Source organism: Streptomyces sp. NRRL F-5135, assembly GCF_000719775.1.
Lineage (GTDB): Bacteria > Actinomycetota > Actinomycetes > Streptomycetales > Streptomycetaceae > Streptomyces > Streptomyces hebeiensis.
This window is the reverse complement of sequence record NZ_JOHR01000032.1, coordinates 1-26,374: the sequence shown is the minus strand read 5'-3', so window position 1 is coordinate 26,374 and position 26,374 is coordinate 1. Positions and strand designations below refer to the sequence as shown.

Genomic DNA, 26,374 nt, shown 5'->3' with positions numbered 1-26,374 from the left:
GGGGAATCGCCACCGTTCAACGGCTCTTGTTCTCTGCTCGGATCATTCGTCGGAGGCTGGTGCGTGCTGCGCCCAGGTCGGCCTCAAGGCTCGTCATCCGGCTGCGGAGCGCGTGGTTGTCTTCGGTGACCTGCCGAAGCGTGTCTTGGAGTTGTTGGTTGTTTCGGGTGAGCTCGTCGACGCGTTCGGTCAGGTCCGCGGTGCTGAGGGCGTCGAGTCGCTGTCCGAGCTGGCGCTGGATGGCCTGCCGCATCCGGTCTCCGTCTCCCCGTAGGGTCCGGATCTCCTGCCTGGCCAGCTCGAGCTCGGTGCGCAGCGTGGCTGTGGCGTTCCGGGTGTCCGCGGGCCGGGGACTGGTGGGCTGATGGCGTTGCTGAGCGGCTTCGATGTGCTCGCGGATGCCTTCGGCATAGGTGAGCCAGGTGGAGACGCCGGCTGTTCGGGCGACCGCGGCGTGAGTGATCTTCTTGCCCTGTTGTTGCAGGGCGGTGAGCGCGGTGAGGACACGCTGGCGTTTGTCGAGGCTGTCGCGGCGGCGGGCCTCGGCGAGGGTGTGCGGGTTGCCGTGTGGGTTCATGCGGGGCCTGTGCTGGAGATGACGGTGAGTGGCAGGAGGGAGTGTGCGTTGCCGGCACGGGCTCTGCGCAGGACGGTGCTGGCTTCCTCGATCTCCTGGCGTTCTGCGGCGGGGAGAGAGGCGAGGTGGCGTCGCATGCGGTCGGTGACTTGCTCGAATGCGGTGATCTGGGCCGTGAGGTTGGTGATGACGAATTCGGCGGCGTCCATGGCTTGGGCTGTTTCGCGGTCGGTGCGTAGTTCGTTGAGGTGCTGCTCGATTGCCGGGAGGTAGGAGGGGTCGGGGCGGTAGAAGCCGCAGCCGGGGCACTGGAAACGGATCGGGCAGGAGCTGCCTCCGGCTTTGACGTTGCTGGGTTCGGTGCAGCCGCTGTAGGGGACGGCCACGGAGCGGAGTTCGTAGGCGGCCTCGGAGCAGGGGCTGGGGCGGCCGTGGTTGTCGACGACGTGGGCCGGGAGTTTGGTGACGGCGTCGCGTTTTCGCTTGAGGGAGACGGTGTAGTAGCGCTGGGTGGTGCTGACCGACTTGTGGTCCATCAGCTCGCGCAGGACGTCGAGGGGGTGCCGGCGTCGGCGTGGCGCTGGGCGTAGGAGTGGCGGAAGGCGTAGGCGTAGATCAGTGAGCGGTCGAAAGGCAGCGGGTGGCCCTGTGATTCCGTGCCCTCGTCGTACAGGTGGGGGATGGAGTCGGTCCAGTGGCGCAGGGTCTCGCTGAGGTAGCTGGTGCAGGTAGGGGCGGGTGGCGAGGTGAGTCAGGGCGGGGAAGAGGTAGTCGGCGCCGGCGGGCGGGAGACTGGGCTGGAGCTGGTCTCGGCGGGTTCGCCAGGCGCGGATGGCCTGAGCGGTGGGTGCGGTGATGGGCAGGCGGTGGCGGCGGGCCTTGTGGTTGTTCCAGACCAGGGATGTCTGGTCGTTGCGGCTCTCCAGGCAGTCACGGGGCAGGGAGAGGACTTCCAGGGGCCGCCGTCCGGTGTCTCTGAGCAGGATGTACAGCGTGCGGTACATCAGCTGCAGGTCCGCGGGGGCGAGGGTGCGCTGCCCGCGGGCGCGTCCCTGTCCGAGGAGGTCGAGGTGGGCGTCGAGCTGGCGGATCACCGGTTCGGGGATCGCCTTGCCGATCTCGTCCTCGCCTGCTTCTTCCTGGGGGATCCGGTGGGCGGCGGGGTCGCGGACGAAGGCAGCGGAAAGGTTGTTCGCCGCTCCGGAACGGCGGCCGTAGTCGATCAGGGCGAAGAAGTGGCTCGCGATGGACATCCGGTAGTTCCAGCCGGCTCGCTCGCCGTCCAGCTTGAGCGCGGTGCGGAGCGCCTCGACCATGGCGGTGACGTAGTCATAGCGCAGCCGTGCGGGGTCGTCGGTTCCGGGGCGGAGCGCGAGGGCCCAGGATGCGAGCTCGACACCACGCCAAGTGCGGCCGAACTCGTCCGCGCCGGGGCGCTGCTGGATCGTCCAGGTCCGCAGCAGATCGCGCAGCCACCGCTGCTTGATCGTGCGCAGATCGACGGTCTTGGGGGTCCTGATGCCCGCCGGGGTGCGGGACCGCTGGCCCAGCGCACGCAAATCCAGGACGTCGTCCTTCGCCGGCGCTGTTCCGATGTGCTCTGCGTGAGCGGCCCGCACCGCGGTACGGACACGGCCGAGCATCCGCAGCACATCGCTGGTGGAACGCGGGCACATCTGCTGGTCCGTGATGTCACTGATGAGCGTGGTGACGCCGTTCAGATCGCGCACCATACGGCGAACGTGCGGAGGGTTGAGGGTACGTAGCCAGGGGTCCGCCTGCTGCAGGCCGTAAAGAACCTCGTAGCGCAGCGGCTCGGGCAGGGGAAGAAGGCTGAACTGGTGCGGGGCCAGATACGGGGGCTGCTGCGCCGCCCACGGCGCCACGGTGGCGTCCGGGTGGGTGCGGCGGTGCTGACGGAGGCGCTGCGCGTGGTGCCGGCACAGGCCACGGATCTGCAGGCTCGGCAGCGGACAGGCCGGAACCGGGCAGGCGGGGGTGTCGGCGTAGGGGACGGCGGTGTCCTCCCACTGGCCGGCGAGCTTGCGGGTGGTGTGGGTCTTCCACTGGGTGTAGTGCATGACGCACAGCCCCCTGCAGTGGCGGGGCCGGACACAGCGCTGCCCGCCTTTCGTGAAGCGGCACTGCTCCGGAACACTGCCGAAGGCAACCCGGTTGCGCACCGGCACGAAGGTCCGCGCGAACTCTGCCACGGGCAGCGGCGACCTCTTCTGCCCCTCCTTGCAGAAAGGGCAGAAGATGTTGGCCGGCGACACCACTGTGTCGCACGCAGCCGTACGGCACAGCGACACCGAGCTGCGCGGCTCCTGCACGCTCCCGGTGAACAGCCAGCAGTCCGACCGCCACTCACTCGGCCGCCAGGCGGGATCGAGATGGCCTTGCAGCCACGCAGCCCATCCCCCGTTGTTGAGATCCCCCCGCGTTCTCAGTGCGCGGTGCGGGCAGCCGCGAGAGTGCGGACGAGATGCTCATGGGCGCTCCGTCAGAGAACCGACGCGCTTGACCGCTGCCCGTGCTTCGGCATCGTCGACGTGCCGGTAGCGCTCCATCGACAACGGGGAGACGTGGCCCAGGAGCCGCTGGACCACGTCGCGGTCAACGCCGTCGCGCAGCCAGCGGGTTGCCGCCGAGTGGCGCAGCATGTGCGGCCGGCACGCATGCCCCATGGTGCGGGCCAGCCGGTCGAACCGCTCCTTGGCGTTCGGGTACGACATCGCCCGGCCCAGCGGCGGACGGAACAGATTCACAAACACCATCTCCGACTCCGCCGCCTCAGCTACGTGGTCGCGTTCGTACTGGTAGTCGGTGTAGAGGGCGACCAGGTCAGCGGTGACCGGCACAAAGCGGTGATGCCGGGACTTCGCCAGGGCACGGTTGGGGTTGTCGGTGCGGCGGCGGACGTGCACGTGCGGACCCTCAATCCCGCAGCCCACAGCACGGGAGGAAGCCGGCAGGTGCATGTCGCTGCGGTGCAGGCCCAGCGCCTCACCGATCCGCAGACCGGTACAGGCCAGCAACGCGATCAGGAAACGGTCCCGGGCACTCGGGACGAGGGCGATCATGCGGCGGATCTGCTCGTCACTGAGGTCCTCATAGCCAGGCTCGGTGACCTTGAAGCGGAACGCGGCGGCCTCGACCTGGTGCTGCTGTCCCGACTCCTCGCTGTCAAAGCCGGGCGGAGTGAAGCGCAGGAGCTTCGGCTGCGACAGCAACGCCGTCGTGCCGGCCGGCACCCAGCCGTGCGCGGCACCGAACCGCAGGAACTCCCCCAGCACCGTCATCACCGCGTTCGCCGTCCCTCGCGACCGGTAGCGGACAGGACTCGGACGCACCCGGCCAGCCCCGGGCGGGACAGGTGTCTCGACCAGCCACCGCTGCAGCCCGGCCAGATCCGGGAAGCCGGGAGTCCGCCAGTCCAGCCGCCGCATCCGGCAGTAACTCAAGTACAGAGCGACCCGCCCGGCATACGTGCGCTCGGTATTCGGCGAACACCCCCGCGCCCGCAACGAAGCCAGAAAAGCCACCGCCTCCGGCTGCAGATCAAACGAGTCGGCGTCGACCACCACCCACCGCACCAGACCAGTCACCGGAGAAACAGCACGCTCCGTCATAAAGTCGGCATCCACGTGACAAACGCAACCACCACGCCCAGCGCCGCGTAGGGCACTCCGCTCACAGGCCATCCCCGCAGGCGACAACCCAAACAAACATCCCTCATCCCTGGCCCTCCCCCGAGATAATCTCCAGGAGCACGGCCACGAGCGGCTTGAGGCTGGCGGAGGCGACCATGTCGGTCGGGTCCTCGTTCGGCTCCAGGAACACCGGCACGATGATCTGCGCGACCTTCGTGCTGCCGTCCTTGTTGAGCCGGAGTGCCCGGCCGATGTACTGCACGATCTCCACCTGGGAGCCGCGGGTGTCCGCGAAGCAGACGGCCTCGACTCCCCGTTCGCCGGTGATGTCGATCCTGGCGCTCGCGTTCGTCGGCTTCGGCCTGCTGCTGGGCCGCGTCGGCCCGGCTCTGGCAGTCCTCACACAGGTGCGGTGCTCCGGCCGCGGCCGCCGGTCTTCGCCGGCACCCAGCCGGACGCGACGCTCGTAAAGGCGGGCAGTGACGGTCTGAGCACCCGACGACTGTGATGGGCGGCGCCTCGGGCGGGGTGTCCACCACGGCTACTGCGCCTCCTGACCCTCGCCATCCCTGCGGCCTGCGTGGCCGGACCTCCGAGGTACGGGCTCGGCACCATTCTCGCCGGGCGCGGCGGCTCGGGCTTGCCCCGGTCCCGGGGCAAGCCCTGCGTGGCTCGTGGCGAACGGACAGCCGCTGCGGACCACGCATGCGACTCTGCCGGTCGCGTCGGCACGCCGTACGTCAGCGCCGTGTGTCCTTCGAGGCGTCCAGGAGTGGCAGGCCGGCCGCGTACCGGCGGAGGTATCCGGCGGTGGGAGTGTCGGCGCCGGCGACGGTGTCGGGGGTGCCCTGCGCGACCACTGCGCCTCCGTTGGGGCCGGCTCCCGGTCCGAGGTCGATCACCCAGTCCGCGGAGGCGGCGACGGGGATGTCGTGTTCGGCCACGACGACGGTGTTGCCGGAGTCGAGCAGCATGTCGAGCGCGTCGACGACCCGCTGGACGTCGGACGGGTGCAGGCCGGAGACGGGTTCGTCGAGGATGACGAGGCCGGCCTTGCGGCTCGCCGCGCCGCGCTGGATCGCGGACGCGAGTTTGAGGCGCTGGGCCTCGCCGCCGGACAGCTCGGTGGCGCTCTGGCCGAGTCGGAGGTAGCCGAGGCCGACCCGGTCGAGCGCAGTGAGGGTCTCCGCGAGCTGCCGGGGTTCGGTGAAGACCTCCCCGGCCTCGGCGACGGTCAGGTCCAGCACCTGGTCGACGGACAGCCCCCGGTAGGTGACCTCCAGGGCCTCGGGCCCGTAGCGCCGGCCGTCGCACGTGTCGCACACCACCCACATGTCGGGGAGGAAGTGCATGTCGACGAGCCTGCGGCCGTAGCCGGTGCAGGTCTCGCAGCGGCCGCCGCCAGCGGTGTTGAAGCTGAACCAGGAGGCGTCGACGCCGCGCGCGTGTGCCGCGTCGGTGGCGGCGAACAGTTTGCGGACGATGTCGAACGCCTTGCTGTACGTGGCCGGGTTGGACCGCGGCGTGCGCCCGAGGGGTTCCTGGTCGACCACGGCGACCCAGCCGAATCCGTCGAGTCCGGTCACCTCGCGCACGGTGTCGGCGGCCGTGCCTTTGAGGGCGGCCGCCGCGCCCGCGGCGAGTGCGCCCAGGACGCTGCTCTTGCCGCTGCCGCTGACGCCGGTCAGGCAGGTGAGCCGCCCGGCAGGGAGGCGCAGCAGCTCCGCGGCCGTGTTGTGGGCGCGCAGGCCGTGCAGTTCCACCCAGTCGGCGTCATCGCGGACCGGGCGGGGGGTACGGCGCAGCCGCGGCCCGTTGCCGGCCAGGTAGCGGCCAGTGGCCGAGGCGAGGTCGGCGGCCAGGGCGGGCGGTCCGGAGACCAGGACCTCGCCGCCGAGGCGGCCCGCGCCGGGTCCCATATCGACGATCCAGTCGGCGCGGGCGATCAGTTCGGGGTCGTGTTCGACGAGGAGGACGGTGTTGCCGGCTTCGCGCAACTCCAGGGCGATGTCGAGGAGGTGCTTCTTGTCCGCCGGGTGCAGCCCGGCGCCGGGTTCGTCCAGGACGAAGATGACGTCGCTCAGCTCGGTGCCGAGCTGAGCGACGAGCCGGGTGCGCTGCAACTCGCCGCCGGACAGTGTGGCGGCGCTGCGGGACAGCTGCAGGTGGGCCAGGCCGAGCCGGTCCAGGAGGCGGAGCCGGCGTCCGAGGTCCTGCAGCAGGGGATCGCCGACGGTGCGCTGCCGGGGCTCGAGGGCGTCGGCGACGTGCCCGGCCCAGCGGCGGACCTCGCGTACGTCCACGTCCAGCAGATCGGGGTAGGTCAGGCCACCGAGACGTACGGACCGGGCGACCCGATCGAATCCGCTGCCGTGGCAGGTGCCGCAGGGCTGCTTGCGCATATACGGCAGATAGCGCTGCTTGGCGTCGGCCGTCCGGGCGTTGACGAACACCCGTTCCACCTCGGCGAGCGCGCCGCGCAGCGGTTGGCTGGAGGTGTAGGTCATACGAGCCGTCTCGTTCTTGTTCGGGATGTCAACGGTGGCCTCGACTGCCTCCTCGCCGGTGCCGTACAGGACCTCGTGCCGGAACGCCGCGGGCAGCGACTGCCAGGGGCGGTCGAGGTCCACGCCGCGTTTGGCGGCGAGCGCGGGGACGAACATGTGCTCTCCGGACCGCCATTTGGCGTACCAGGGGGAGGCACCTTCGAAGAGGGGGAGGTCCGGGCGGGTGATGACGAGGTCTTCCTGGGCCTGCCAGTGTCCGCCGGCGCCATGGCAGTCCGGGCAGCTGCCTTCGGGGGTGTGGCGGTCGAAGTGCGCGGTGGTCAGGGGACCGGCGCCGGCGTCCGCGGCCGGGTCCGTGTCCGTGTCCGGGCCGATCCGCGGGAGGCGCGAGTAGAGCAGTCCGAGGTGTCCGTCGATCCCTGTGATGGTGGCGACCGTGGAGCGGGGGTTGCGGTTCAGGCGGCGCTGGTCGACCGCGAGCGTGGCGCCGAGGCCGAGGATGCGGTCGACCTTGGGGCGGTTGCGCTGGGTGATGTACTGGCGTACGAACGGCGAAAGGCCCTCCAGGTACCGCAGTTGGGCCTCGCTGTGCAGGGTGTCGATGGCGAGTGAGGTTTTGCCGCTGCCGCTGACGCCGGTGAAGGCGACGAGGCGGCCTTTGGGGATGCTGACGGACACGTCGCGCAGGTTGTTGGTGCGGGCGCCCACGACGTCGATGGTGTCGCGCGTCTTGCCGGCCCCGGCAGCGTGTGGGGCCGGCATGCACGGGTCCGGTACGAGCGAGGTCACGCCTCGTCCGCCTTCCCGCCGAGCTTGGCGAGGTCGGGGGCGAACACGGCCATCCACTGCGGGTGAAGCCGGTAGAAGACCACGTCGTTGTCCCAGTCGAAGGCGTCGTCGCCGTAGAAGTCCCGGAAGTACGCGAGCAGGTCCGGCCAGTCGGCGGCCGGCTCGCCGCGGTGGGGGTTGAGGACCTCCGCGGTGCCGTGCGTGAACACGCCCAGGTCCTCCCCGCGCATGTGCGCGGCGCTGACGGCGGGCCGGGCAGCGAGGTGCCGGGCTTTGGCGGCGCCGCGCGCGGTGCCGAAGTGCCACTTTCCGTGCAGGAAGTGCCCGTCCACGCCGCTGATCCGCGGCTCGCCCTTCGCCGTCACGGTGGACAGCGCAAGCGTGCACATGCCGGTGAGCACACGGGTGAGCTGCTCGGCGGTGAGCGTGCGCTCACTGCTGATGATCGACCGCAGGTGCGCCGTGGAGCGGGAGAGCGAGGCGTCGAGGAGGGCTTGGAGCCGGTGGAGATCGTCGGGTGTTTCGCGCATGAGGGTCCTTGTCTGTCCGTCGTCCCGGCCCGCGCCACCACGACACCGACCGGCGCCCCCACTGTCTCCACAAAGCCCGACATCTTCTGTCGTATTTCTTTGCGGCGTCCTCTGCACCCTGCCGCCGGGGTGCGCAGGCGTACAAGCGACGACCGGCTGCGGACCCCGCGTACCGCGCTCCAGCCACCACCATCACCGCAGGCGACAACAAGAACAAACGTCCCTCGCCCTCCCCCGCCATCCAGATAAAGGGCCTGCGCTCGTATGATGAGCGCCTGGTCGAGCAGCTCGCCTCCCGCGCGCTCACCAGCGGCAAGCGCAAGGTCCACCTCCAGCGCGATGAGGACGGGCGGATCGTCGGGGCCGGCGGCGAGGACCAGGAGCAGGAGCAGGACGACACCGACGCCGTTGCCGAGTCCGCCCTGCTGCACTTCTCCACCCCGCGCGACGCGGCGACGATCGCGGCGTTCCTGCGCACCCGGATCTACCGGCCGGAGTCGCTGGTGTGGCTGGAGGGCTACCAGGCCCTGATCGCTGGCGGAAGGAGAATGAGATCACCGGTCTCTATGCCGTTCCGTTTGACGTTGAGGTCGAGGTCGGCGTCACCAAGGACTTTCCGCTTGGGCGGTGGGTGCACCAGCAGCGCAAGGCCCTGCGGGCCGGGGAGCTGGAGGAGCGGCGCAAGGTCCTCCTGGACGCGGCGGAGGCCGGGATGGTCTGGGAGCCGGGCGAGGAAGCGTGGGAGGCCAAGCTCGCCGCGCTCCGGTCCTACCGGCGGGCCACCGGGCACCTCGCGCCGCGTCAGGACGCGGTATGGGGCGAGGGCGAGGCGATGGTGCCCGCCGGGCAGCACATGGCCAACCTCCGGCGGAAGGGTGCGAAGAACGGCCTGGGCAAGGACCCGGAGCGGGCCACCATGCGCGCGGCGCAGCTGACGGAGATCGACCCGGACTGGGACTGCCCGTGGCCGCTGAACTGGCAGCGCCACTACCGCGTCCTGGCGGACCTGGTCGACGCCGACGGCCAGCTGCCCGACATCGCACCCGGCGTGCTGATGGACGGCGACGACATCGGACGATGGCTCGCACGGCAACGCGAGGCGAGCACCTGGGCGCAGCTGTCCACCGAGCAGCGGGAACGGCTGACCAAGCTGGGCGTCAAGCCCGTCGAACGGCCAGCTAAAGCCGAGGGCAGTCCCGCGTTCAACGGAGGGGCCGAGCAAGGCGGAACAGGCCTTCCAGCGCGGACTGGCGGCCCTTGCGCAGTGGGGCGAGCGAGAAGGTGCCCACCGGCCTGTTCCGCGTGGCCACAGTGAACAGCTAGCGGTCGACGGCGAGACCGAGCCGGTGACCGTCAAGCTAGGCGTATGGACTTCGAACACCCGGACGAGGTGGGACAAGCTCACCCCCGAACAGCAGGCCGCCCTCGCCACCTTGGGCGTGCCCTGGGCGAAGGCGGCGGTGCCGGCCCCGTCCTGCCCGGCATCGGTGGACGACGGTTCCGTCCGGCCCGCGCCGTCGGACGCGCAGGCGCAGGAGGAGGACGACCAGGGCGACACCGTGACGGAGGGCGAGGCTCAGGCAGCGCGGGCAGGGCGCGGATGTCGCGCATGAACGAGCTGATGCGCAAGCACACCGAGGCCGAACTGCTGCGCATGGCCTACGCGGGCGGCCTGGTGAACCACAACTCCCCCGAGCAGTGGCGCAAGGAGGAGATCGCCTCGGCCGTCGTGGACATCGAGTTCCGCGCATCCGACCAGACTGCCCCGGGCCGGCCCGCCGCAGTCAGCTCGCGGCCCGTTCCGGCGAAGCCGCTGCTGGAGCGGGACCACCATGACGAGTGCGAGAAGGAGTCGTACGAGGGCGGCACCTGCACCTGCGACCTCATCGGGCAGTACGGACCGCCCTCCGAACGGGACGACTACTGAGACAGTCACCCGATCGGGGAGGCACGTCGCGGCGCCACGGCTCAGGCGAGGCGCCGCGACGCGATCAGCCGGTTGGTCAGCTCTACCGTGGCGAGGTACCACCAGAAGATCCAGTCGAGGAATGCTTCGTCGTACTCGCCGCGCTGGTCGGCCCGGCGGTGGCGCAGGTCGAAGCGGTTGGCGATCTCGAACAGCGCGCCTTCGTCCTTCCCGAGGTGCTGCTTGATCAGGGCACGGCGTTCCTCAAGGATGCGGGCGAGGTTGAAGATGGCCGATCGCTTGCTCTCGGCTGACGTGTCACGCCCTCGGAAGAGGGCGATGGCGTGGCGGACACCGGCGGTGGTGTCGGGTGGGCTGTCGTTAAGGGCGCGGTGCACCAGCTGGCTTCGGGCGTCGTCGGTGACGGCGACCAGGCGCCCGAGGTCCTCGCCCTCGGCGGCCAGTTCGTAATCGATGCCAGCCTCGCGCAACAGCTGGTTGACTTTCCACCGGTACAGGACGCGTGCCGGGCCGTTGTGAAACTCCGAGTGGTGCCATCCGCAGCCGCTGTAGGAGTGGAAGCGCCGCGTCCGGGGGCGGCTCACCAGGTCGTGGAACACCTCGATCAGCCCGTAGAAGGTGTCTTCGCCCCACGCCTCCGGCGCCAGCGGCCACAGATCAGGGATGCCAAGTCGCCTGTCGATCACGTCGGAGGGGTCAGGCAGCTCGCTGTGATCGTCGATGCATTCCTCGCCGAAGACTTCGACCAGGTAGCCGTTGCCGGCGAACTCGCTGATGAGCCGCGCGAAGTCCCGTCGGGTGTCCCGCACAGTACTGCCATCGTGAGCGAGTCCATTGCCGCGGCGCTGCGGCCAGTACGGCCGGGGCGCGGCCGCATGCCTGAGCTCGGGCGCTCGGCGGATGAGTTCGGTGAACCAGTCGTGCTGGTCCGTCACGGCCCGTTTGGTGCCCCAGCCGGTGGCGGTGGTCGCCCAGGGATCGGATGTCGGCGCGGTGTGGTTGGGCAGATACTCGAAGTCGGCGACTGCGGTTGTGCCGGCCAGGGCCTCCGTCATGAGCCAGATAGCCCGGTCCTGCCAGGAGCCCGCGGACCGGAGCACGCGCTCGCCCTCGGATATGAACAGCGATGCGGGCCAGAGGAGTTCGTAATTGCTCAGGTCCAGGCTCACCACAACATCATCACCCATAGGAGATGTGTCCCGACCGTGGGCGATGAATTCCCGTCTCAGTCCGGGATGAGTTCCTGGAACTGCGGACGACCCACCGCATGCCACTCCCTGACGAGAACTTCCCCGGCAACGACCACGACCTCCGCGTACCACTGCAGACAGTCGTGGCACGCACGGATCTCGTACGAGTTGCCGTCTTCGTCGAACGCCTTGAGATCGACGGAGCCGACCGGCGCCCGGTAGGTGACGTCCTGCTGCGGATCGGAGCCTTCTGCCATGGCGGCCAGTATCTACCAGCGCTCAGATGGCCTCCGGGGCAAGGAACGTGACCCGTCCGTCACGATCGTCAGCGGACCCGCCCAGGACTGCCCGCCTTGCCGCCACACCTGCAGGAACGCTGCGGGAAGCGGCGAGGGGCGTTGTCAGTGGGTGGCCATAGCCTGCGAGACGGGAACCGCAGAGAGGCACGCCCATGAACGCCAGTTACTACCGGAGCCAGCTGGACAGAAAGAACAAGGCTCGCGCTGACGCGGAAAAGAAGGCCGGCGAGTTCCGCAAGAAGGAAGCCGACAAGCGCGCGAAGGCCACGAAGGAGAAAGCCGCAGCCGCCAAGGCGAGCAGCCAGGTCACCGTCAACAGCAAGCAGCGTGCTGCCCAGCGGTACGAGAACGAGGCCAACAAAGCTGGCCAGGACGCCAGCACGTGGAGCGCCAAGGTCGGCAAGCTCTCCAAGGAGGTGGCTGACCTGTCGGCCAAGCTGGCGAAGGCGGAACAGACTGAGGGGGCGGCCGCGGAGAAGGCTCGCCAGCGTGAACAGCAGAAGACGGAGCGGCGTGCCGCGGCTGAGCAGCAGAAGCTCGAGAGCCGCCTGTCGACGACGGAGGGTCAGGTGCGCACGGTGATGAGGGAACTGCGGGCCCCGAAGCCGGAGAACCTGCGGGTGCTGCTGCTGGCGGCCGCCTCCGCCGGTGACCTGCGAGTCGGCCAGGAACAGCAGAGAATTCGCGCGGCCGTGCAGAGTGCCACCCATCGGGACCTGGTCGACCTGGATCTCCACCCGGCCGCGACGGCGGACGTCTTCCTGGACGCGCTGACCCGGTTCCGTCCCCACGTCGTGCACTTCTCCGGTCACTGCACGCGGGACCTGATCGCATTCGAGAAAGGCGAGGACGGCTTCCACGAAGGTGCCATCGTCAGCGCCGGCGCCTTCGCCCGGGCCATCGCCGCCGTGGACGACAAGCCGCTGCTGGTCCTGCTCAACTCCTGCCACTCCGCAGCCCAGACCGGGAAGCTGGTCGACACCGTGCCGTTCGCCATCGGCATGTCCGACAGCATCGGCGATGTCGACGCCATTGCCTACGCCGCCCGGTTCTACGCCGCCGTCGCCGACGGCCAGTCCGTCCAAGCCGCCCACCTGCTCAGCCGGGCGGCCATCGAAATGAACGGCCTGCTCGACCGCGACCTGCCGACCCTGGCCTGTGCAGCGGACGTCGACCCGAGCGCTACGAAGCTGGTGACGCCGCCTCCGGAGTAGGACGTGGGCCTCTCGTGCATGAGCATCCGATCCCCTGCTGTGGATACGTCTGCCAGCCCGGACCGACCGGTCTGTGTGACTGAGTGCTCCAGTTGGCCACTGAACTTCATGGCCGGCCTCGGGGTATGGGTCGCTTCGGCGTGGTGAGGTCGTGTTCCGCGAAGTCGCATTGGCCGCCTGGTCCGGTCGTTGTTCTGGCGCTGCGGAATCGGCTTCGGGTACCTACCGCCCTGGCAGGACCTCGGCCGGGGGCGCCCTGCTCAGCATCGCGGGTACTACGCGGGGGCCCGCGGAGTCAGCGACTCGGGGTGGAACTGCTCGACGCGGTCGCGCTTGGTGTACATGTCCCAGTAGTGCTCTGCGAGGTCGTCCGGGTCGGCGATCGGGAAGTGCGGGCCGTCGGCCGACTCGAAGGCGGCCTGGGCCGCCGCGGACACCTCACTGCGGGCGATCAGGGACGCGATGGTCAGAGCGCCGGCGTAGATGCCCGTGTCCGCCAGCTCGGCGTTGAGGGAGTACAGGTAGTTGCGGGTGGCGGCCATCACCGGGCCCAGGCCGCTGAGGTGGGGCATCGGCTGCGCCGCCGAGTAGCCCTGAGCCAGCAGGAAGGTGCCCTCGCCGCGCTCGGTCCACTCCGGCAGCACGGCCCGGACCACCTCGACCGGGGTGAGCAGCAGCAGCGGGGTCAGGGCCTCCAGGGTCGACGCGTCCAGCTCGGCTGCGGGGGTGAAGCCCTGGTCGCCGCCGATCGGCCCGTACGCGACCACGTCGATCCGGCCGAAGCGGTCACGGATCGCCTCGACGAGAGCGGGCACCTCGGCGGGCTTGGAAAGATCGGCGGAGAACGCGACCGCCTCAATGCCTTCGCCGGCGAGCACCTCGACGAGGGTGTCCAGCCGGTCCTTGCGGCGGGCCACCAGGGCGACCCGGAAGCCTTCGCGCCCGAAGCGGCGGGCCACGGACACACCCAGGCCGGCACCGAGGACGGCGATCACTTTGGACATGGGACTGCTCCTTGCCGCAACAGTTCTTGACCCTTGGGTCAACTTACTTGTCAACGGCAACACTCAACATGACCCATGGGTCAAGTTAATCTGCTGGGGGATGCGACCACGGAAGCCCCAATGTCACAGCCAGGAGGAACGACCGGATGCGGGCCGACGCGCAACGGAACGCGGAGAAGCTGCGAGCAGCCGCCGCCGAGCTCTTCCAGGAACGCGGCCTGAAGGTGCCCCTGAAAGAAATCGCCCGCCGGGCCGGTGTCAGTCACGGCACGCTCTACAACCTCTTCGGCACCCGCGAGGCGCTCATTGACGAAGTGGTGACCGGACTGGCCGCCGACCGTCTCGACGAAGCCGCCGAGCACGCCCTGTCCTTCGAAGACCCCCGGGAGGGGTTCGCGTACTACATCGAGAAGGTCTGTGAACTGCAGGCCACCGATCCCGCGGTCGCCGACGTCGTCAGCGGACGCTATCCGGCCGCCGAATGCCTGATGGCCATCTGCGGCCGGGCGCAGGAGGCCGCCACACGGATCATCGAACGAGCCCAGCTGGCCGGCGCCATCCGCCCAGACTTCACCAGCGAGGACCTCCTGCTCTTCTTCGTCACCAACGCCCTGCTCGCCCGCGCGGCCGCGGACACCGCGCCCGACGCCTGGCGCCGCCAAGTCGCCTTCCTGCTCGAGGGGCTGGACACGGGACCAGCTCAAGGAGCGCTTGCCGTAGCCCCGCTGACTCCGCAGCAGGTGTACGACGTGATGGGCAGGCTCGCCGGCACGCCGTAGCAGGTGCGGACGCCGCCAGGGAAGTACTCGACACCGCAACCAGAAGCGCCGCAGCGGCTCGGCGTTGAGTACCAGAGCGGCCAACCGAAACGCTCAGTGGCCAACTGAAGTGCTCAGTCACATACGGGGCTCGCAGCGTTCGGGGCCGGGCGCGGCTACAGCTCGAACTCGAGGTGCTCGACATCGAGCATGCGAACTTCCTCCAGGCTGCCGGCGTGGCGGCCGTTGTCCTGGAAGTACACCTCCTTGAGAGCTTCAGCGGCGATCTCCCGCAGGCGGTCGTCGCCGGCCCCCTGCTCCTGGGCGTCGAAGAGGCGGGCGGCGTAGACGGGTGGCAGGGCGACGGTCAGGTGCCGGATGCGGCCCTGGTCCGTCGACCCGATCGGCACGGTGCAGCCCATGCGGGCGCGGGCGTCGATGACGATGCCGCCCGTGGACGCCGCCTTCTCGCGGGCCTTGGCCCGGATCTGCGGCTGCCACCGGGCCTTCACCTCGCGCTCCAGGCGCGCGGCGAGCTCTGGGCGGGGCTTCTTGGCCTTGCCCGCCACGTACCGCTCCACCTGCCGCCGGGAGATGCCGGGCAGCCCAGCGACCGCCTTGGTGCCCTTGAGCTGCTTGACCAAGTACCGCATCTGCGGGCCCGCGGTCTTGGGAGCCGGGCGGGTGAACGCCTTCTGCACGGCGGCGTCCAGGCCGTCCCCGAACATGCTCATCGCCCTCTCCCACTCTCCGTCGCCGACGTCGGTGACGGTGCCGTCCTTGATGTACCGGGCGAGGTTGAGCTCCGGGGCGTTGAAGCGGTCGCGGACTTCCTCTCCCCACAAAACGGTCGTCGTGCCCTCCCACTTGACCAGGCCGGGGTTGATGCCGAGCTTGAAGCCGCCGGGCAGCTGCTTGCCCTCCCGGTAGGGCAGGAAGTCCAGCGGCGAGGGCCCGTCGGCGGCGTACACGACGCAGTCGGACAGGATCGCGATCGGGTACTGGTCGGTGAACGCCGCGTGCTTGACGATCTCGCGGTGCAGGTTGATACGGGTGCGGGAGATGACCGCCGCCCGGATGTCCGGCCGCCACGTCGGCCGGGACAGGGCCCGCCACGGCTCGCCCGGCCGCCGGCCCTCCCCGCGCGGGCGCTCGCGGAGCTTGCCCAGACCGCCCTTCACCGTCGCCTTGACCGCCGGCACGACGATCGCCAGCTCCGGGTCACGGGCCTTGTAGCCGTCCATCGCCGCGAGGAAGCCGGCCGGAGCGAGGTCGGCGTCGACGCCGAGGTCGGCCATCGTGGCGAGGGAGGCGTCGCGCAGCCGGTTGTACCAGCCGTCCAGGTAGCGGCCGTTGTCATAGCGCACCCACGCTTCCAGCGGGCGCACCTCGTAGCCGAGCTCCACCGCGTACGCCACGGTCGGCGTCGCGTACCAGGCCGGCCCCTCGGGGCGCTCGCCCTCCGGCGTGAACGGGCTGGGCAGCAGCGAGCCGTCCAGCTCCGCCCACTTGTCCTCGGCGACCTTCACCTTCGACAGATCGACGTGGGAGAGGTCGACCAGCCACGAGCCGGGCAGCTTCGGGTCGAAGACCGGGTTCGTGACGTGTGTCGGCGGCGCGGCGAGGCCGACGAGCAGCCCGTTGGCGCCCGCTGCGAAGGCCATGTTCACGTCGATGCCGACCAGGTGACGGCGCAGGCATTCGTCGTCCGTCATCGGCCGCGCCCAGTCGTACGCCTCCTCGAACAGCTTCTCCGCCGGGCCGCGTACGTGGAAGCGCGGCAGGTCCTTGAGTACCGGGTGCCCGTCGGGGACCTCGCACGGCGGCCAGGCCATCAGGTCGATCGGGTCCTTCCCCAGCGAGCCGGGGTTGTGCTCGGAGTGACGCTTGCCGTTCTCGTCGGGCTCGGAGGCGCGGGTCGGCGGGTGCAGCGCGGTCATCAGCCCCAGGCCGGTCACGGCGGTGGAGCCACGCGGCGTCATCACCCGCGAGGCGTACGCGCCCAGGACGCGGGCGAGTTCGGCCGGCGCCAGCTGCCCGGCCTCGCCCCAGTGCCGGGTGCCCAGCGCGTGCCACGACGGGACGCACAGCTGCACGCAGGCCCGCTCCGAGCCCCGCGCGGGGCGGTAGATCCGCGCCCACGGGCCGAATCCGCGCTTGGTCAGCTTCCATTCCGCGCGGACCAGCTGCTTGATGACCTTGTGGCCCTCCGGCAGGCGTCCGGCGAGCTGCTCTTCCCGCGTGAGCGCGGCCGGGAGACCGTAGCGCTCCAGCGCGGCCCCGGTGAGTACGAGCAGCGGGTCGGCGTCCTTGCCGGGACCGGAGAGCTTCGGCTGACCGAGCCTGGCCTCCTTGAGCGTCCACTCCACCAACGACGACAAGGACCTGGCGGGCACGTCCAGGACCAGGCCGCCGGTGCAGTACGCCAGCACCTGGCCGCCCTCGACGTCGACGACCGCCAGCGGGCCGTTCTCGAACTGCGGGTCAGTGCCGCCCGCCGGGGCGCCGACCGGGGCTGCCTTCTTCGCGCCCGGACGGCGCGACGTCGACGTCGGCCTGGTGGTGCGCGCCGGACGCGGCACGGCCGCCGGCGCCGTGGCGACGGGAGCGGGGGTCTGGGTGTTCTCGTGATCAGTCAGGGCCGCAGCCTCGGGCGCTGGATCCGTGGACAGAGACTCGGCTTCCGCAGGGGCGGGTGCGCCGGTGAACGTGGCGGGCACGGCGCGGCCTGCTCCTCCGGCCTGGGGTAGAGCTCCGCGAGCTGCTTGAGCAGCCGCGCGTACGCCTCGCGCTCCGGGCCGCGCGGCTCGGTCGGCTTCTTCGCCGACTCCCAGCCGGACACCGTGGCCCGGCGCACCTTCAGCGCGGCCGCCACTTCGTCCAGCGTCAGGCCGTGCGCAACGCGCAGCCGCTTGCGCTCCTCCGCCGACGGCAGCGGAGAGCGGGACGCGACCAGCGCGTCGACCGCGTCGAACAACTCGGACACCGCCTGACCGACACTCCACACCATGAACCGTACGACTCGCGTCCTTTCGGCGCATGAATCGCGTACGCGGGTCACGCAGGGGTGCCCGCAGGCATTGCCGCAGCCGGTCTCTCCACACGCGGACCTTCGCGGCCCCCTACAAGACCTTGTGGATCAAGGGGGTGGAGGCGGATGGACAAGGCACGCCTGTTTGAGAACGAGACGATCGGCCCGAAGGCCTGCGTCCCAGATCGACGACGAACCCTGGTGGCGCCGTCAGAAGACCCCACTGATCTGCGCGTTCTACATGACGCCGGTGGTGTCCCAGCGCAGATCACACAGGACTGGCCGATATATTTCGTAGCTCGATATATACTCGACGTATGACCATACGGAAGCCGTCCCTGACGGAACCGCAATACTTCATCCTCGCTGCGCTCATGGATGGTCCGTTGCACGGTTACGGCATCATCAAGGCCGCCGAGCAGGCCACCGACGGGCGGCTCCGGATCGCTGTCGGCACTCTCTACGGCGCGCTGGAGCGGTTGGAGCGGGCCGGACTGGTGGCCCCCGGCGACGAGGAGATCGTGGACGGACGGGCGCGGCGCTACTACCGAGTCACCGAGGACGGCACCCAGGCACTCGGCCGGGAGGCGCTCAGGATGCAGCAGGCGGCGGCCGTCGTCATCGGACGCTCACGGAACACCGGGGCGGCCCCCGCATGAACCGTCTGCTGCTCGCGGCCTATCCCAAGTCCTACCGTTCCCGGCAGGGCAAGGAGTTGCTGACCTGCCTGGCCGAGGCGTATCCCGGCCGCGCCTGGCCCCCACCGCGGGAGGTCGTCGCCCTGGCGCGTGCCGGGGTGCAGGCCCGCGCCCGTGCCACCGTCGACGACACCACGGGGCCGTGGTGGCTGGACGGCATCCATCTGACCGCCCTCGTCCTCGCCGCGCTGGCGCTGGTCCCGTACCTGCAGGACGTGTGGCACTGGGCACTGCGCATCGACCCCGGGCAGCATGCCATCGCCTTCCACTTCTCCGGCTGGTACCCGTGGGCGGGCGGGCCCGGGCCGACACGGCTCCTGCCCTACGGGCTGCTCCCGCTGGTCGGCCTGATCGCCCTGCTGCGCGGCAAGCCCTTAATCGCCCTGCCGGCCGCGGCAGCCATGATCTGGGCCGGCGCCACGTCCCACGGCCGCACCCTCTTCGGCGACGAGGGCAAGAGAGGCCTGAGCTACTACGGGCTGGGCGCGCCGATAACGGCCCGTGACCTGGCCCTCTCGGGGGCACTGTGTGCCGCGTGCGCCGTGCTGGCGCTCTGCCCTCCCAGTCGGCTACGGCGCCGCTCCTACCGCTGGCTGGCCCCCGTCGTACTCGCCATGTTCGTGGCCGGGGGCCTGCACATCATCTCCGTCAGCCCGGCCTTCCAACGCGGCCTGTTCGCCCTCGAGGCCGCCGCGCTGATCGCCGCGTGGGTGGCGACGGCCGCCACCGGCGACCACCGGTGGCTGATCCCCGTCGCAGCGGTCGCGATCGTCCGCACGCAGGCGATCGTCGTCCAGCCGGACGCGTTCATGCAGTCCTTTCCGGACCTGGTCGTCCTCATCCTGCTTGTGGCACCCCTCCCCGCCCTGGCGATCACCGCCCAGCGCCGACAGGCGCAGGCACTCCCCGAATAGGAGCGGCCCCCCGGTGGCCGAGCCCGGCGGCCCACGTCGTGCCACAAGACGTGCGCGACCTAACTCCCCTCAACGGAAGAAACAGAGCGATGACTCAGCACGATTCTCCGACCCTGCCCGCGCACCGTCCGGGGGCCTCAAGGCAGGCCCCCGACGCCCCCAGCCTGTCGCGTACGACACGGCCGTGGATGCCGGCTCTGCTGTACACCCTGGGGTTCCTGACGGTCTACCTGCTCGCCATCTGCACCCCGTGGGGGCAACGAGCTGAGAACGCCCTGTTCGGTCTCGGTAAAGGGGACCCCGAAGCTGTATGGATCTACCCCCTGTCAGGAGCGGCCTACGGCTCGACGCCCCTGCCGCCGCTGGAATTGAGCGCCAAGCCCACCCTGATGGTGGGCCTGGCCGTCATCGTGGTCCTCACCCTGGTGCGGCGGTGCTGGTGGCAGGGGTGCGCGGCACTCGGGGTCGTCATTCTCACGACCGGAGGCAAGGAGGTGCTCAAATCGACCATCCTGCCCCGCCCCGATCTGGTGGGCGCGCCCGAGAATCTCCTTGATCAGGGTTTCCCCAGCGGGCACACGGCCATCCCCGCCGCGCTGACCCTCGCCGCCGTCCTCGTGGTTTCCTCCCGCATCCGCCCCTATGCCGCCACGGCCGGTGTGCTGTGGCTCGCCTGCATCGCCGCCTACAGCGCGACCAACGGCGGCCACCGGCCCAGCGAAGTGCTGGGGGCCACACTATTGGCCTGTGCCTGTTACGGCCTCGCAACCTGGCTGCTGCCGCCAGCCGCCGCGCCGGGTGCCACGCGGAGCCCCCGAGCGCTGCCCGTCATCACCCTGACGCTGGCACTGGCCGTCGCCCTCGTTTCCGGCGCACGGAACGACACCCTCACAAGGTCACTGGTCTCCGCGGCGACGGGCTTCATATGTGCGGCCCTGGTCTGGTACGCCGCAGTCGGGCGGCCCGCACACACCGCACGCCGCACACGCCCCGCGCTGGGCTGACCACCCGGCCGGCTCCGGGCGGGAACCGGCGCATCCTGGCAAAGCGCCTGTCCGATGCCACCGCCTCGTAGAAGCCGTCGACGCCCGGGCCGGGATGCGCTCCCGCCCGACGTGTCCCCCATAGTCCGGTCAACAGGTCTGTGCCCGCCGCCTGCGCATCCGATGGCGATGCGGCGGTGGCCGGCGGGCAGGTCGGCGCAGTCGGCCAGGTCGGCGAGCAGCTCGCGGGCGCCGGGGGTGTTCAGGACGACGTCCTGGACGCGGGGGTTGAGGCCGTCGAGGTCGAGGAGGTCGCGGGCGGCGGCCGGGTCGCGGAGCCGGTCGCGGACGTCTTCGATCCGGTCGGCGGCGGGCGGGACGGGGGAGCCGTCCGGGCCGGTGGGCAGGTGCAGGTAGCCGAAGGAGATGAGACGGACCGGGCGCAAGGGTGCCTCCTGCTCGGAGTGAATGGGCGGGAACGTGCGGAGCGCCGCGCCCGGCCGGGAAGGGCGGGGCGCGGCGCTCCGGGGCGGTGCTACTGGGTGATGGTGTCGGTGACCACGAGGAACTGGTCGGTGCGCAGGTCCATGACGACCTGAGCGTTGGTGCCCTGGGCGCGCCGGGCGGCGGCGTACTCTCCGGCCGGCCAGGAGCCGCGGGGACCTCCGGCGGGGAACCGCTCCAGGACCGTGCGGGCCTGCGGGCTGGTGCCGGCCATCAGGCGTCACCGCCGTTCACCCGCTCGTGGATGTCGATGAGGGTGGCGATGGCGTCGGGGTTGTCCGCCTCGCCGGCCCACTGCCCGAGCCTGGTGAAGACCGGCACCTTCTCGCGGTCGGCGTCGGAGATGACGCAGTAGTCGCCGTAGCGGTCCATCACCATGTCCCGCAGGACCGGGATGAGTCCGGTGTCCAGGACCTCCAGGGCGTCGACGGTGCGCCGGGCGGGCTCGCCGGGTGCCGGCCGGCTGGACCAGGGTGCCGGTGACGCGCAGCAGGTCGCCGGGCTGGATGCCGTTCAGCAGCTCGTGCGTGATGCGGGGGTCGCCGCTGGTGCAGGTGACGACCGTGTCGGGGGCGTCGTCGTCGACGGCGTCCGGGCTGGCGGGTCGGACGACCAGGCCGAACGTCGCGGTGCCGCGCGGGCCGGGCACGGGCCTGCCGTCGACCCAGCCGTCGATGACGCAGTGCTTGGTGTCCATCAGCAGGGTCGGGGACTGGCGCGGTGGCTTCCGCTCCGTTTCCAGCCCCCGCCGCTTCAAGTGAAGTAGGCCGCCGACGAGGTGCCCGTGGCTCGGGTCCTTTTCCGACGGCCCCTTCCCGAACGGGACAGGCGGGTTTCCCAGCCTCCCGTTCTCCAGTGATCACTTCCGAGAGCCCACAGTGGGCCGCCCGGCATGGATGTCCTCATGGCAGCGTCGACAGATGACCAGGGTCTTCCGTTTCCGTTTGGCCATGAGATGGACCCATGACGGTTTCTCGCGTCGGCCAGGCCGGTTGAGATCAGCGAGTTTCCGGATGTGATGGACTTCCAACCTCGTCCTCGACTCGCACATCTCGCAGCATTCGGCACGGAGTCGATGGATCAACTCGTTGCGTTTGCCGCTGGCCATGACCGGCCTGCGATCGGTGAGGACTGCCGTGCGTTGTCGTTTGAGCGGGATCCCGCCGAAGCGGGCGACCAGCGGTTTCCTCCCCCGGTCGCGTTCGACAGTGACCTGGACGCATGAACGGAGCCCCTCGGACGTCTCGATGATTCGCTTGTACTTCCGAGACATCTTCGTGACCGACGTCCGGTGCTTCCCCGCCAGTGTCTTCAGCATCGAGGTCTCCATAACCCACTGGAGCTTGCCGAACCGGAACACATCCTGGGCAAGAAGGTAGTACTGGACGAGCCCCCGGAACTCTGACTGGTACTTCGCGACGATGGTGAAATCCTCGTCGTGAAGCAGCATGCCGCGTTGAGCCGGTTGCCCCCTGCTCATGTAGAGCGCGCATCTCTGCCTGATCACCTGCTTCGGCACGAACAGGCCAACCGCTCCATTGACCGCCCGCCGGTTCCGGGTGATCTTCGTGTCGGAGTGCTGGACCCGAATGTCATAACCGAGGAATCGCGCCGCCTGGCTGGCGGCGTGAGTGATCAGCGTCTTGGGCTCGGACAGCTCCAGCTTGAGTTCTTCACGCAGGAATGCCCGAACCTTGGACTTGATCTCCTCGGCCTCGCGCTTCGGCCCGGCGAATCCCAGCAGCCAGTCGTCGGCGTAACGGACATACCGACGCCGCCGGTAGTCCGGATCGTTCGGGTCCTGGCTCGGCAGGGAACGACGCTGAAGCTGGACCTTCCGCACCGCCTCCCGGCCGCCGCGCCGCTTGGCCCGTTGGATCGCGAACTCCACGCTCCTGTATGCCGCGTTCGGCCGACGCCGTTCGCCGCGATTGTATTCAGGCAGCAGAGACTGCTCGACGAACTGGTCCAGCCGGTCAAGGTAGATATTCGAGAGAATCGGCGACGCGACTCCTCCCTGCGGTGCTCCGCTGAGGGTGTCGTTCCATCGCCAGTCCTCCAGATATCCAGCCCTGAGCATGTGGCTGATCAGCCGTAAGAACCGGCCATCATCGATCTTCTCCGAGAGAATCGAGAGCATGACCTCGTGGTCAAGACTCCCGAAACAGTCGGAGATGTCACCTTCGATGAACCAGTGTGTCCCTTTCCAGACCCGCACCACCTCGCCCAAGGCAGTGTGACAGCCCCGATTGGGACGGAAACCGTGTGAGCGGTCGGAGAACTGGACGTCGTAGTACGCCTCAAGCAGCAGGCGAACCACCTCCGCCACCAGCTTGTCCGACCAGGTCGGCAGACCCAGCGGGCGCGTCTTCCCGTTCTTCTTCGGGATGTGCACCCTCTTGACCGGAGACCACCGATAGCGTTCAACCCGTAAGGCGCTGATAATCGCTTCGATCTTCTCCAAGGACATGCCGTCCGCAGTCTCCTCGGTGACCCCCGGTGTCATCGCACCCGCGTTTGCATAGATGCGCCCGTAGGCCACCAAATACAGCTGAGGGTTGAACAGTTGCCGATGCAGCCTCTCCAGAGGCAGTCCCCTTTCACCGCGCTTACGGATGACGTCCAGCACCGCTTCGGCGCTCTGCATTACGCATGCCTCACTTCACTGGACATCTCAATCACCTGGTGCCCTTCGCCCTGCGGTCCGGCTTCCCGGCCTCCCCGGCAGGTCGTTACTCCTGCGACTACTACGACACCTCCGTCGCCATAGGGCTCGCGCCCCGTAGGCGATCCCGTGGTACGTCTTCGTTGTACGTATCGAGCACGACGTAGGCCGCCCACTCATCTCCTTGACCACCCTCGCTGGGTGACGCTCCGCGCCACGGAGGTTGCCCGGTCCCACGGTTCACGCCCGGACACAGCGCGGCATCGGTTACAGGTGTCGTTCCGACGGGTGCGCACTCTCACCACTGGAGATCGGGCTTCAAGCAATCCAGCCTCGGCCATATCGCGCGGGTCTCGCGGCACCCCGTCCTGGACACCTCCAGCCGGCCACCGCTTCCCTGGCATGCTCTTGTCCCCTCGCGCTTTCACGTCCAGGTGAGCCAGGCGGCCCAAGAACCTCCCTCCGAGTTCCTCCCGACTGCGTCGGGGATACAACGAAGCGCCTCACGGCGCACACCGTGCGTGCGGTTCTCCCGCACACGGCTTTCCGACATCATTCACCGACTGGCATGCGCCGTCGCCCTGTGCACGTTTCCGGTGAGGCGGTAGACCCCGAGCCGGGTGATCCATCCGTAGGTGAATCGGGTGGTCCAGTTCCGGCCTCGGAGTCTGTGTTTCCGGCTGGCGAAGATGGCCAGCCGTTCGTGAACGTAGCCGCCGACCGCGTTGAACTTCCGCCCGGAGTTCCCGTTGCGGAAGTACGCCGCCCAGCCCCGCAGCACGGGGTTGAGGTCGGCGACCACGGCGGACACCGGTCGTTCGGTCTTCGAGCGGGCGGCGGCCGCGCGGATCTTGTCCCGCAGCACCCGCATCGCTCGGACCGAGGGCCAGCGTTGCAGGTAGAACCTGCCTCGCCATTTCCACGATTCCATCTTCCGGTGGTGGAATCGGCCAGTGGCCGGCCTGTCGCGCGGTCAGGGCTGGCTCAGCGCCCGCTCGATCGCGAGGCGGGCCCGGCCCGCGGCCGACCGGTCACGCTGGAGCTGCATGGCCGCGTTCAGTGCCAGTCCGGCGGCGATGATCTCGAACAGGGCCTGGTCGATGTCGAACCTGTCCGGTAGTTCAGCGTTCTCCACCGCTGCGGTCAGGTCCGCCCGCAGCTGCTCCTGCCAGCACGACCACACTTCGGCCACCGCGTCGCGGACCCGGCCGGGGCGGCCGTCGTACTCGGTCAGCGCTGCGGTCATCAGGCAGCCGCCGGGCAGCAGCGGACCGGCACACCGGCACCAAGCGCACCGGCCCCGGAGGCTTCACCCTCGGCCCGTACCCGGAGATCGCGGGCGAGCGGCGCACCGGCGAGCGCATCGGCTGGGGCGCCCGCCAAGAGGTCGACTACACCCACCCCGCCTTCCTCTTCCACGCCGAACGCGTCATCCGCCGCATCCTCGCCCGCTACGCCCGGCACCCGGCGGTGATCGGCTTCCAGGTGGACAACGAGCCCGGACTGGAGCTCTTCCACAACCACGGCGCCTTCCAGCGCTTCGCCGACCACCTCCGCCACAAGTACGGCGACGTGGAGACCCTCAACCGCGAGTGGGGCCTGGTCTACTGGTCGCACCGCCTGACCACCTGGGCCGACCTGTGGAGGCCGGACGGCAACACGCAGCCGCAGCACGACGTCGCCTGGCGAGAGTTCCAGACCAGGCAGACCACCGACTTCGTCGCCTGGCAGGCCGGTATCGTCCGCGAGTTCGCCCGCCCCGGACAGTTTGTCACCACCTGCGTCTCCTATCCCCGCCCGGGTATCGAGGACCACGAGCTGAACGAGTCGCTGGACATCGCCGCGGGCAACCCCTACTACGGCATGCAGGACGCCCTGGGGCACGGCGAACGTGCCTGGTCCGTCTCGCAGATCGGGGACTGGATGTACTCCTCCCGGCAGGCGCCGTTCCTGGTCACCGAGACCAACGCCGGCACCATCGGCCCGCCCTGGGACAACCGCCCCGCCTACGACGGCCAGTGGCGGCAAGCGGCGTGGGCGCTGGTCGCGCGCGGGGCGCGGATGATCGAGTACTGGCACTGGCACACCCTGCACTTCGGGGCCGAGACCTATGTGGGCGGAATCCTCCCGCACAGCGGCAGGCCAGGCCGCGCCAATCACGAACTGACCCTCCTGGGAACAGAGTTCGAGACCCCCGGCCCATTGGTCACCGGTCTCGAACCGGACGCGGACCTCACTCTGGTCTACTCGACCCCGAGCAAGTGGCTGATGCAGAAGTACCCGCCGCTCGCCGGCCCCGACGGCGGGCCCGACCCGAACGCCTACCACGGAATCCTCGACCCCTTCTACCGCGGAGCCTTCGACGCGGGCCGCCAGGTCCGCACCGTGCACAGCCGCCAGCTGCACGATCCGAGCGGTGAACGCCCCGGCCCCAGCCCCGAAGAAGCGTCGCGTGACCATCCTGTCCTCATCGTCCCGACCCTCTACCTGGCCGCCGACACGACCCTGGACTGGCTCGCCGCCTACGCACGGGCGGGTGGCCACCTGGTCCTCGGCCCGCGCACCGGCTACGCCGACCACGAGGCCCGGGCCCGCCAGGAGCCGGCACCCGGACGCCTCGTCGAGGCCGCCGGAGCGAGCTACGAAGAGTTCAGCAACCTGACGGCCGACATCCCGTTGCGCCCGGTGACCGGCAGCCCGCTTCAGCTACCGGAACAGACGACGGCCACCCGCTCGATCGAGGGACTCACCGCCCTGGACACGGAGGTCCTCGTCGGGTACGACCACCCGCACTTCGGCCGCTGGCCCGCCGTCACCACACGCCGCCACAGCGCGGGCCGGGTCACCTGCGTCGGCACGGTTCCCGGCCGCGGCCTCGCCCGCGCGCTGGCCGGCCGGCTCGCACCCGTCCCGCGCAGCGGCTGGCGGGACCTGCCGCCGTCGGCCACAGCCTCCACCGGCACCTCCCCTGACGGGCGCCGCGTCCACATCGTCCACAACTGGAACTGGGACCCCGCGCACATCACGGCGCCGGTGACACTGCCCGACGCGCTGGACCGCACCGCAGTACCCGCCGGCACGGCACTGCGCCTGAGCGCCTGGGACGTACAGGTCTTCGTCGCCGGCGGAGA

20 protein-coding genes and 6 pseudogenes are annotated in these 26,374 nt (G+C 69.9%); 9 read left to right on the top strand and 17 right to left on the bottom strand.

What is annotated here, in order from left to right:
* Positions 1-16 precede the first annotated feature (16 nt).
* The 6 genes and pseudogenes from IG02_RS0134785 to IG02_RS0134755 all read right to left on the bottom strand — a co-directional run bounded on the left by IG02_RS0134785 (position 17) and on the right by IG02_RS0134755 (position 8,056).
* On the bottom strand, positions 17-577 hold the full coding sequence (locus tag IG02_RS0134785) for a DUF6262 family protein (RefSeq protein ID WP_030757442.1): 561 nt from the start codon (positions 575-577) through the stop codon (positions 17-19).
* Positions 574-2,658 carry a site-specific integrase gene (locus IG02_RS37310; protein WP_234315020.1) on the bottom strand — a complete coding sequence of 695 codons (2,085 nt, stop codon included), beginning with the start codon at positions 2,656-2,658 and terminating at the stop codon, positions 574-576. Before IG02_RS37310 ends, IG02_RS0134785 begins: the two co-directional genes overlap by 4 nt.
* A gap of 408 nt (positions 2,659-3,066) precedes the next feature.
* On the bottom strand, positions 3,067-4,224 hold the full coding sequence (locus tag IG02_RS0134775; protein WP_324604769.1) for a tyrosine-type recombinase/integrase: 1,158 nt from the start codon (positions 4,222-4,224) through the stop codon (positions 3,067-3,069).
* 121 nt (positions 4,225-4,345) lie between these two features.
* A pseudogene (locus tag IG02_RS0134770) lies at positions 4,346-4,564 on the bottom strand (hypothetical protein); the annotation flags it as partial.
* Between the two features lie 406 nt (positions 4,565-4,970).
* Entirely contained in the window at positions 4,971-7,499 is a 2,529-nt protein-coding gene (locus tag IG02_RS0134760) for an excinuclease ABC subunit A (protein WP_030757432.1), read from the bottom strand.
* A gap of 23 nt (positions 7,500-7,522) precedes the next feature.
* Positions 7,523-8,056: a pyridoxamine 5'-phosphate oxidase family protein gene (locus IG02_RS0134755; RefSeq protein WP_030757430.1), complete on the bottom strand. Its 534-nt coding sequence runs from the start codon at positions 8,054-8,056 to the stop codon at positions 7,523-7,525.
* A 245-nt stretch (positions 8,057-8,301) separates the two neighbouring features.
* Between IG02_RS0134755 and IG02_RS41240 the strand changes: the two are divergent.
* Positions 8,302-9,507: pseudogene (locus IG02_RS41240) on the top strand (helicase associated domain-containing protein); the annotation flags it as partial.
* Positions 9,508-9,665: 158 nt separating this feature from the next.
* Positions 9,666-9,983, top strand: coding sequence for a hypothetical protein (locus IG02_RS41235; RefSeq protein WP_158712447.1), 318 nt, complete (start codon positions 9,666-9,668; stop codon positions 9,981-9,983).
* Positions 9,984-10,024: 41 nt separating this feature from the next.
* On the opposite strand, the gene IG02_RS0134740 is transcribed toward IG02_RS41235, so the two are convergent.
* Positions 10,025-11,170: a hypothetical protein gene (locus IG02_RS0134740; RefSeq protein ID WP_030757426.1), complete on the bottom strand. Its 1,146-nt coding sequence runs from the start codon at positions 11,168-11,170 to the stop codon at positions 10,025-10,027.
* 38 nt (positions 11,171-11,208) lie between these two features.
* On the bottom strand, positions 11,209-11,430 hold the full coding sequence (locus IG02_RS0134735) for a hypothetical protein (RefSeq protein WP_030757423.1): 222 nt from the start codon (positions 11,428-11,430) through the stop codon (positions 11,209-11,211).
* A 194-nt stretch (positions 11,431-11,624) separates the two neighbouring features.
* On the opposite strand from IG02_RS0134735, the gene IG02_RS0134730 reads away from it, so the two are divergent.
* Positions 11,625-12,686, top strand: coding sequence for a hypothetical protein (locus tag IG02_RS0134730; protein ID WP_030757420.1), 1,062 nt, complete (start codon positions 11,625-11,627; stop codon positions 12,684-12,686).
* A gap of 275 nt (positions 12,687-12,961) precedes the next feature.
* Here the strand turns inward: IG02_RS0134730 and IG02_RS0134725 are convergent, their stop codons facing one another.
* Positions 12,962-13,690 carry an SDR family NAD(P)-dependent oxidoreductase gene (locus IG02_RS0134725; protein WP_030757417.1) on the bottom strand — a complete coding sequence of 243 codons (729 nt, stop codon included), beginning with the start codon at positions 13,688-13,690 and terminating at the stop codon, positions 12,962-12,964.
* Positions 13,691-13,836: 146 nt separating this feature from the next.
* On the opposite strand from IG02_RS0134725, the gene IG02_RS0134720 reads away from it, so the two are divergent.
* Complete coding sequence (locus IG02_RS0134720) at positions 13,837-14,469, top strand: TetR/AcrR family transcriptional regulator (protein ID WP_030757414.1); 633 nt, start codon at positions 13,837-13,839, stop codon at positions 14,467-14,469.
* A 155-nt stretch (positions 14,470-14,624) separates the two neighbouring features.
* On the opposite strand, the gene tpg is transcribed toward IG02_RS0134720, so the two are convergent.
* Together tpg and tap are read right to left on the bottom strand one after the other, a co-directional pair.
* The gene (tpg, locus tag IG02_RS44050) at positions 14,625-15,182 is read right to left on the bottom strand and encodes a telomere-protecting terminal protein Tpg (RefSeq protein ID WP_420707822.1); all 558 of its coding nucleotides are present in this window, start codon (positions 15,180-15,182) and stop codon (positions 14,625-14,627) included.
* Positions 15,183-15,194: 12 nt separating this feature from the next.
* A pseudogene (gene tap, locus IG02_RS37295) lies at positions 15,195-17,434 on the bottom strand (telomere-associated protein Tap); the annotation flags it as partial.
* A gap of 362 nt (positions 17,435-17,796) precedes the next feature.
* Here tap and IG02_RS0134710 point away from each other — a divergent pair.
* From IG02_RS0134710 to IG02_RS37290, 3 genes are all read left to right on the top strand, one after another.
* A complete protein-coding gene (locus tag IG02_RS0134710) occupies positions 17,797-18,138 on the top strand; it encodes a PadR family transcriptional regulator (RefSeq protein ID WP_030757411.1) in 342 nt (113 codons plus the stop codon).
* Positions 18,135-19,091: a hypothetical protein gene (locus tag IG02_RS0134705; protein ID WP_030757408.1), complete on the top strand. Its 957-nt coding sequence runs from the start codon at positions 18,135-18,137 to the stop codon at positions 19,089-19,091. The genes IG02_RS0134710 and IG02_RS0134705 overlap by 4 nt, the downstream gene beginning before the upstream one ends.
* Positions 19,092-19,180: 89 nt before the next feature.
* Positions 19,181-20,095 (top strand): phosphatase PAP2 family protein, encoded by a 915-nt coding sequence (locus IG02_RS37290; protein WP_051766135.1) that lies wholly within the window; start codon positions 19,181-19,183, stop codon positions 20,093-20,095.
* 191 nt (positions 20,096-20,286) lie between these two features.
* On the opposite strand, the pseudogene IG02_RS44045 reads toward IG02_RS37290, so the two are convergent.
* The 3 genes and pseudogenes from IG02_RS44045 to IG02_RS41940 form a co-directional block, all read right to left on the bottom strand.
* Positions 20,287-20,520: pseudogene (locus IG02_RS44045) on the bottom strand (RapZ C-terminal domain-containing protein); the annotation flags it as partial.
* An 89-nt stretch (positions 20,521-20,609) separates the two neighbouring features.
* Positions 20,610-20,792 carry a hypothetical protein gene (locus IG02_RS0134695; RefSeq protein ID WP_030757402.1) on the bottom strand — a complete coding sequence of 61 codons (183 nt, stop codon included), beginning with the start codon at positions 20,790-20,792 and terminating at the stop codon, positions 20,610-20,612.
* The gene (locus tag IG02_RS41940; protein WP_158712446.1) at positions 20,792-20,956 is read right to left on the bottom strand and encodes a hypothetical protein; all 165 of its coding nucleotides are present in this window, start codon (positions 20,954-20,956) and stop codon (positions 20,792-20,794) included. The genes IG02_RS0134695 and IG02_RS41940 overlap by 1 nt, the downstream gene beginning before the upstream one ends.
* 101 nt (positions 20,957-21,057) lie before the next feature.
* On the opposite strand from IG02_RS41940, the gene IG02_RS41935 reads away from it, so the two are divergent.
* Positions 21,058-21,339 (top strand): hypothetical protein, encoded by a 282-nt coding sequence (locus IG02_RS41935; protein ID WP_158712445.1) that lies wholly within the window; start codon positions 21,058-21,060, stop codon positions 21,337-21,339.
* A gap of 98 nt (positions 21,340-21,437) precedes the next feature.
* On the opposite strand, the gene IG02_RS0134680 is transcribed toward IG02_RS41935, so the two are convergent.
* The 3 genes and pseudogenes from IG02_RS0134680 to IG02_RS0134670 form a co-directional block, all read right to left on the bottom strand.
* Positions 21,438-23,225, bottom strand: coding sequence for a reverse transcriptase/maturase family protein (locus IG02_RS0134680; protein ID WP_030757396.1), 1,788 nt, complete (start codon positions 23,223-23,225; stop codon positions 21,438-21,440).
* Positions 23,226-23,799: 574 nt separating this feature from the next.
* Positions 23,800-24,174, bottom strand: a complete 375-nt coding sequence (locus IG02_RS0134675) for a group II intron maturase-specific domain-containing protein (protein WP_199814135.1) — start codon at positions 24,172-24,174, stop codon at positions 23,800-23,802.
* Positions 24,175-24,216: 42 nt separating this feature from the next.
* A pseudogene (locus IG02_RS0134670) lies at positions 24,217-24,513 on the bottom strand (TetR family transcriptional regulator C-terminal domain-containing protein); the annotation flags it as partial.
* Between the two features lie 53 nt (positions 24,514-24,566).
* Here IG02_RS0134670 and IG02_RS0134665 point away from each other — a divergent pair.
* A pseudogene (locus IG02_RS0134665) lies at positions 24,567-26,374 on the top strand (beta-galactosidase); the annotation flags it as partial.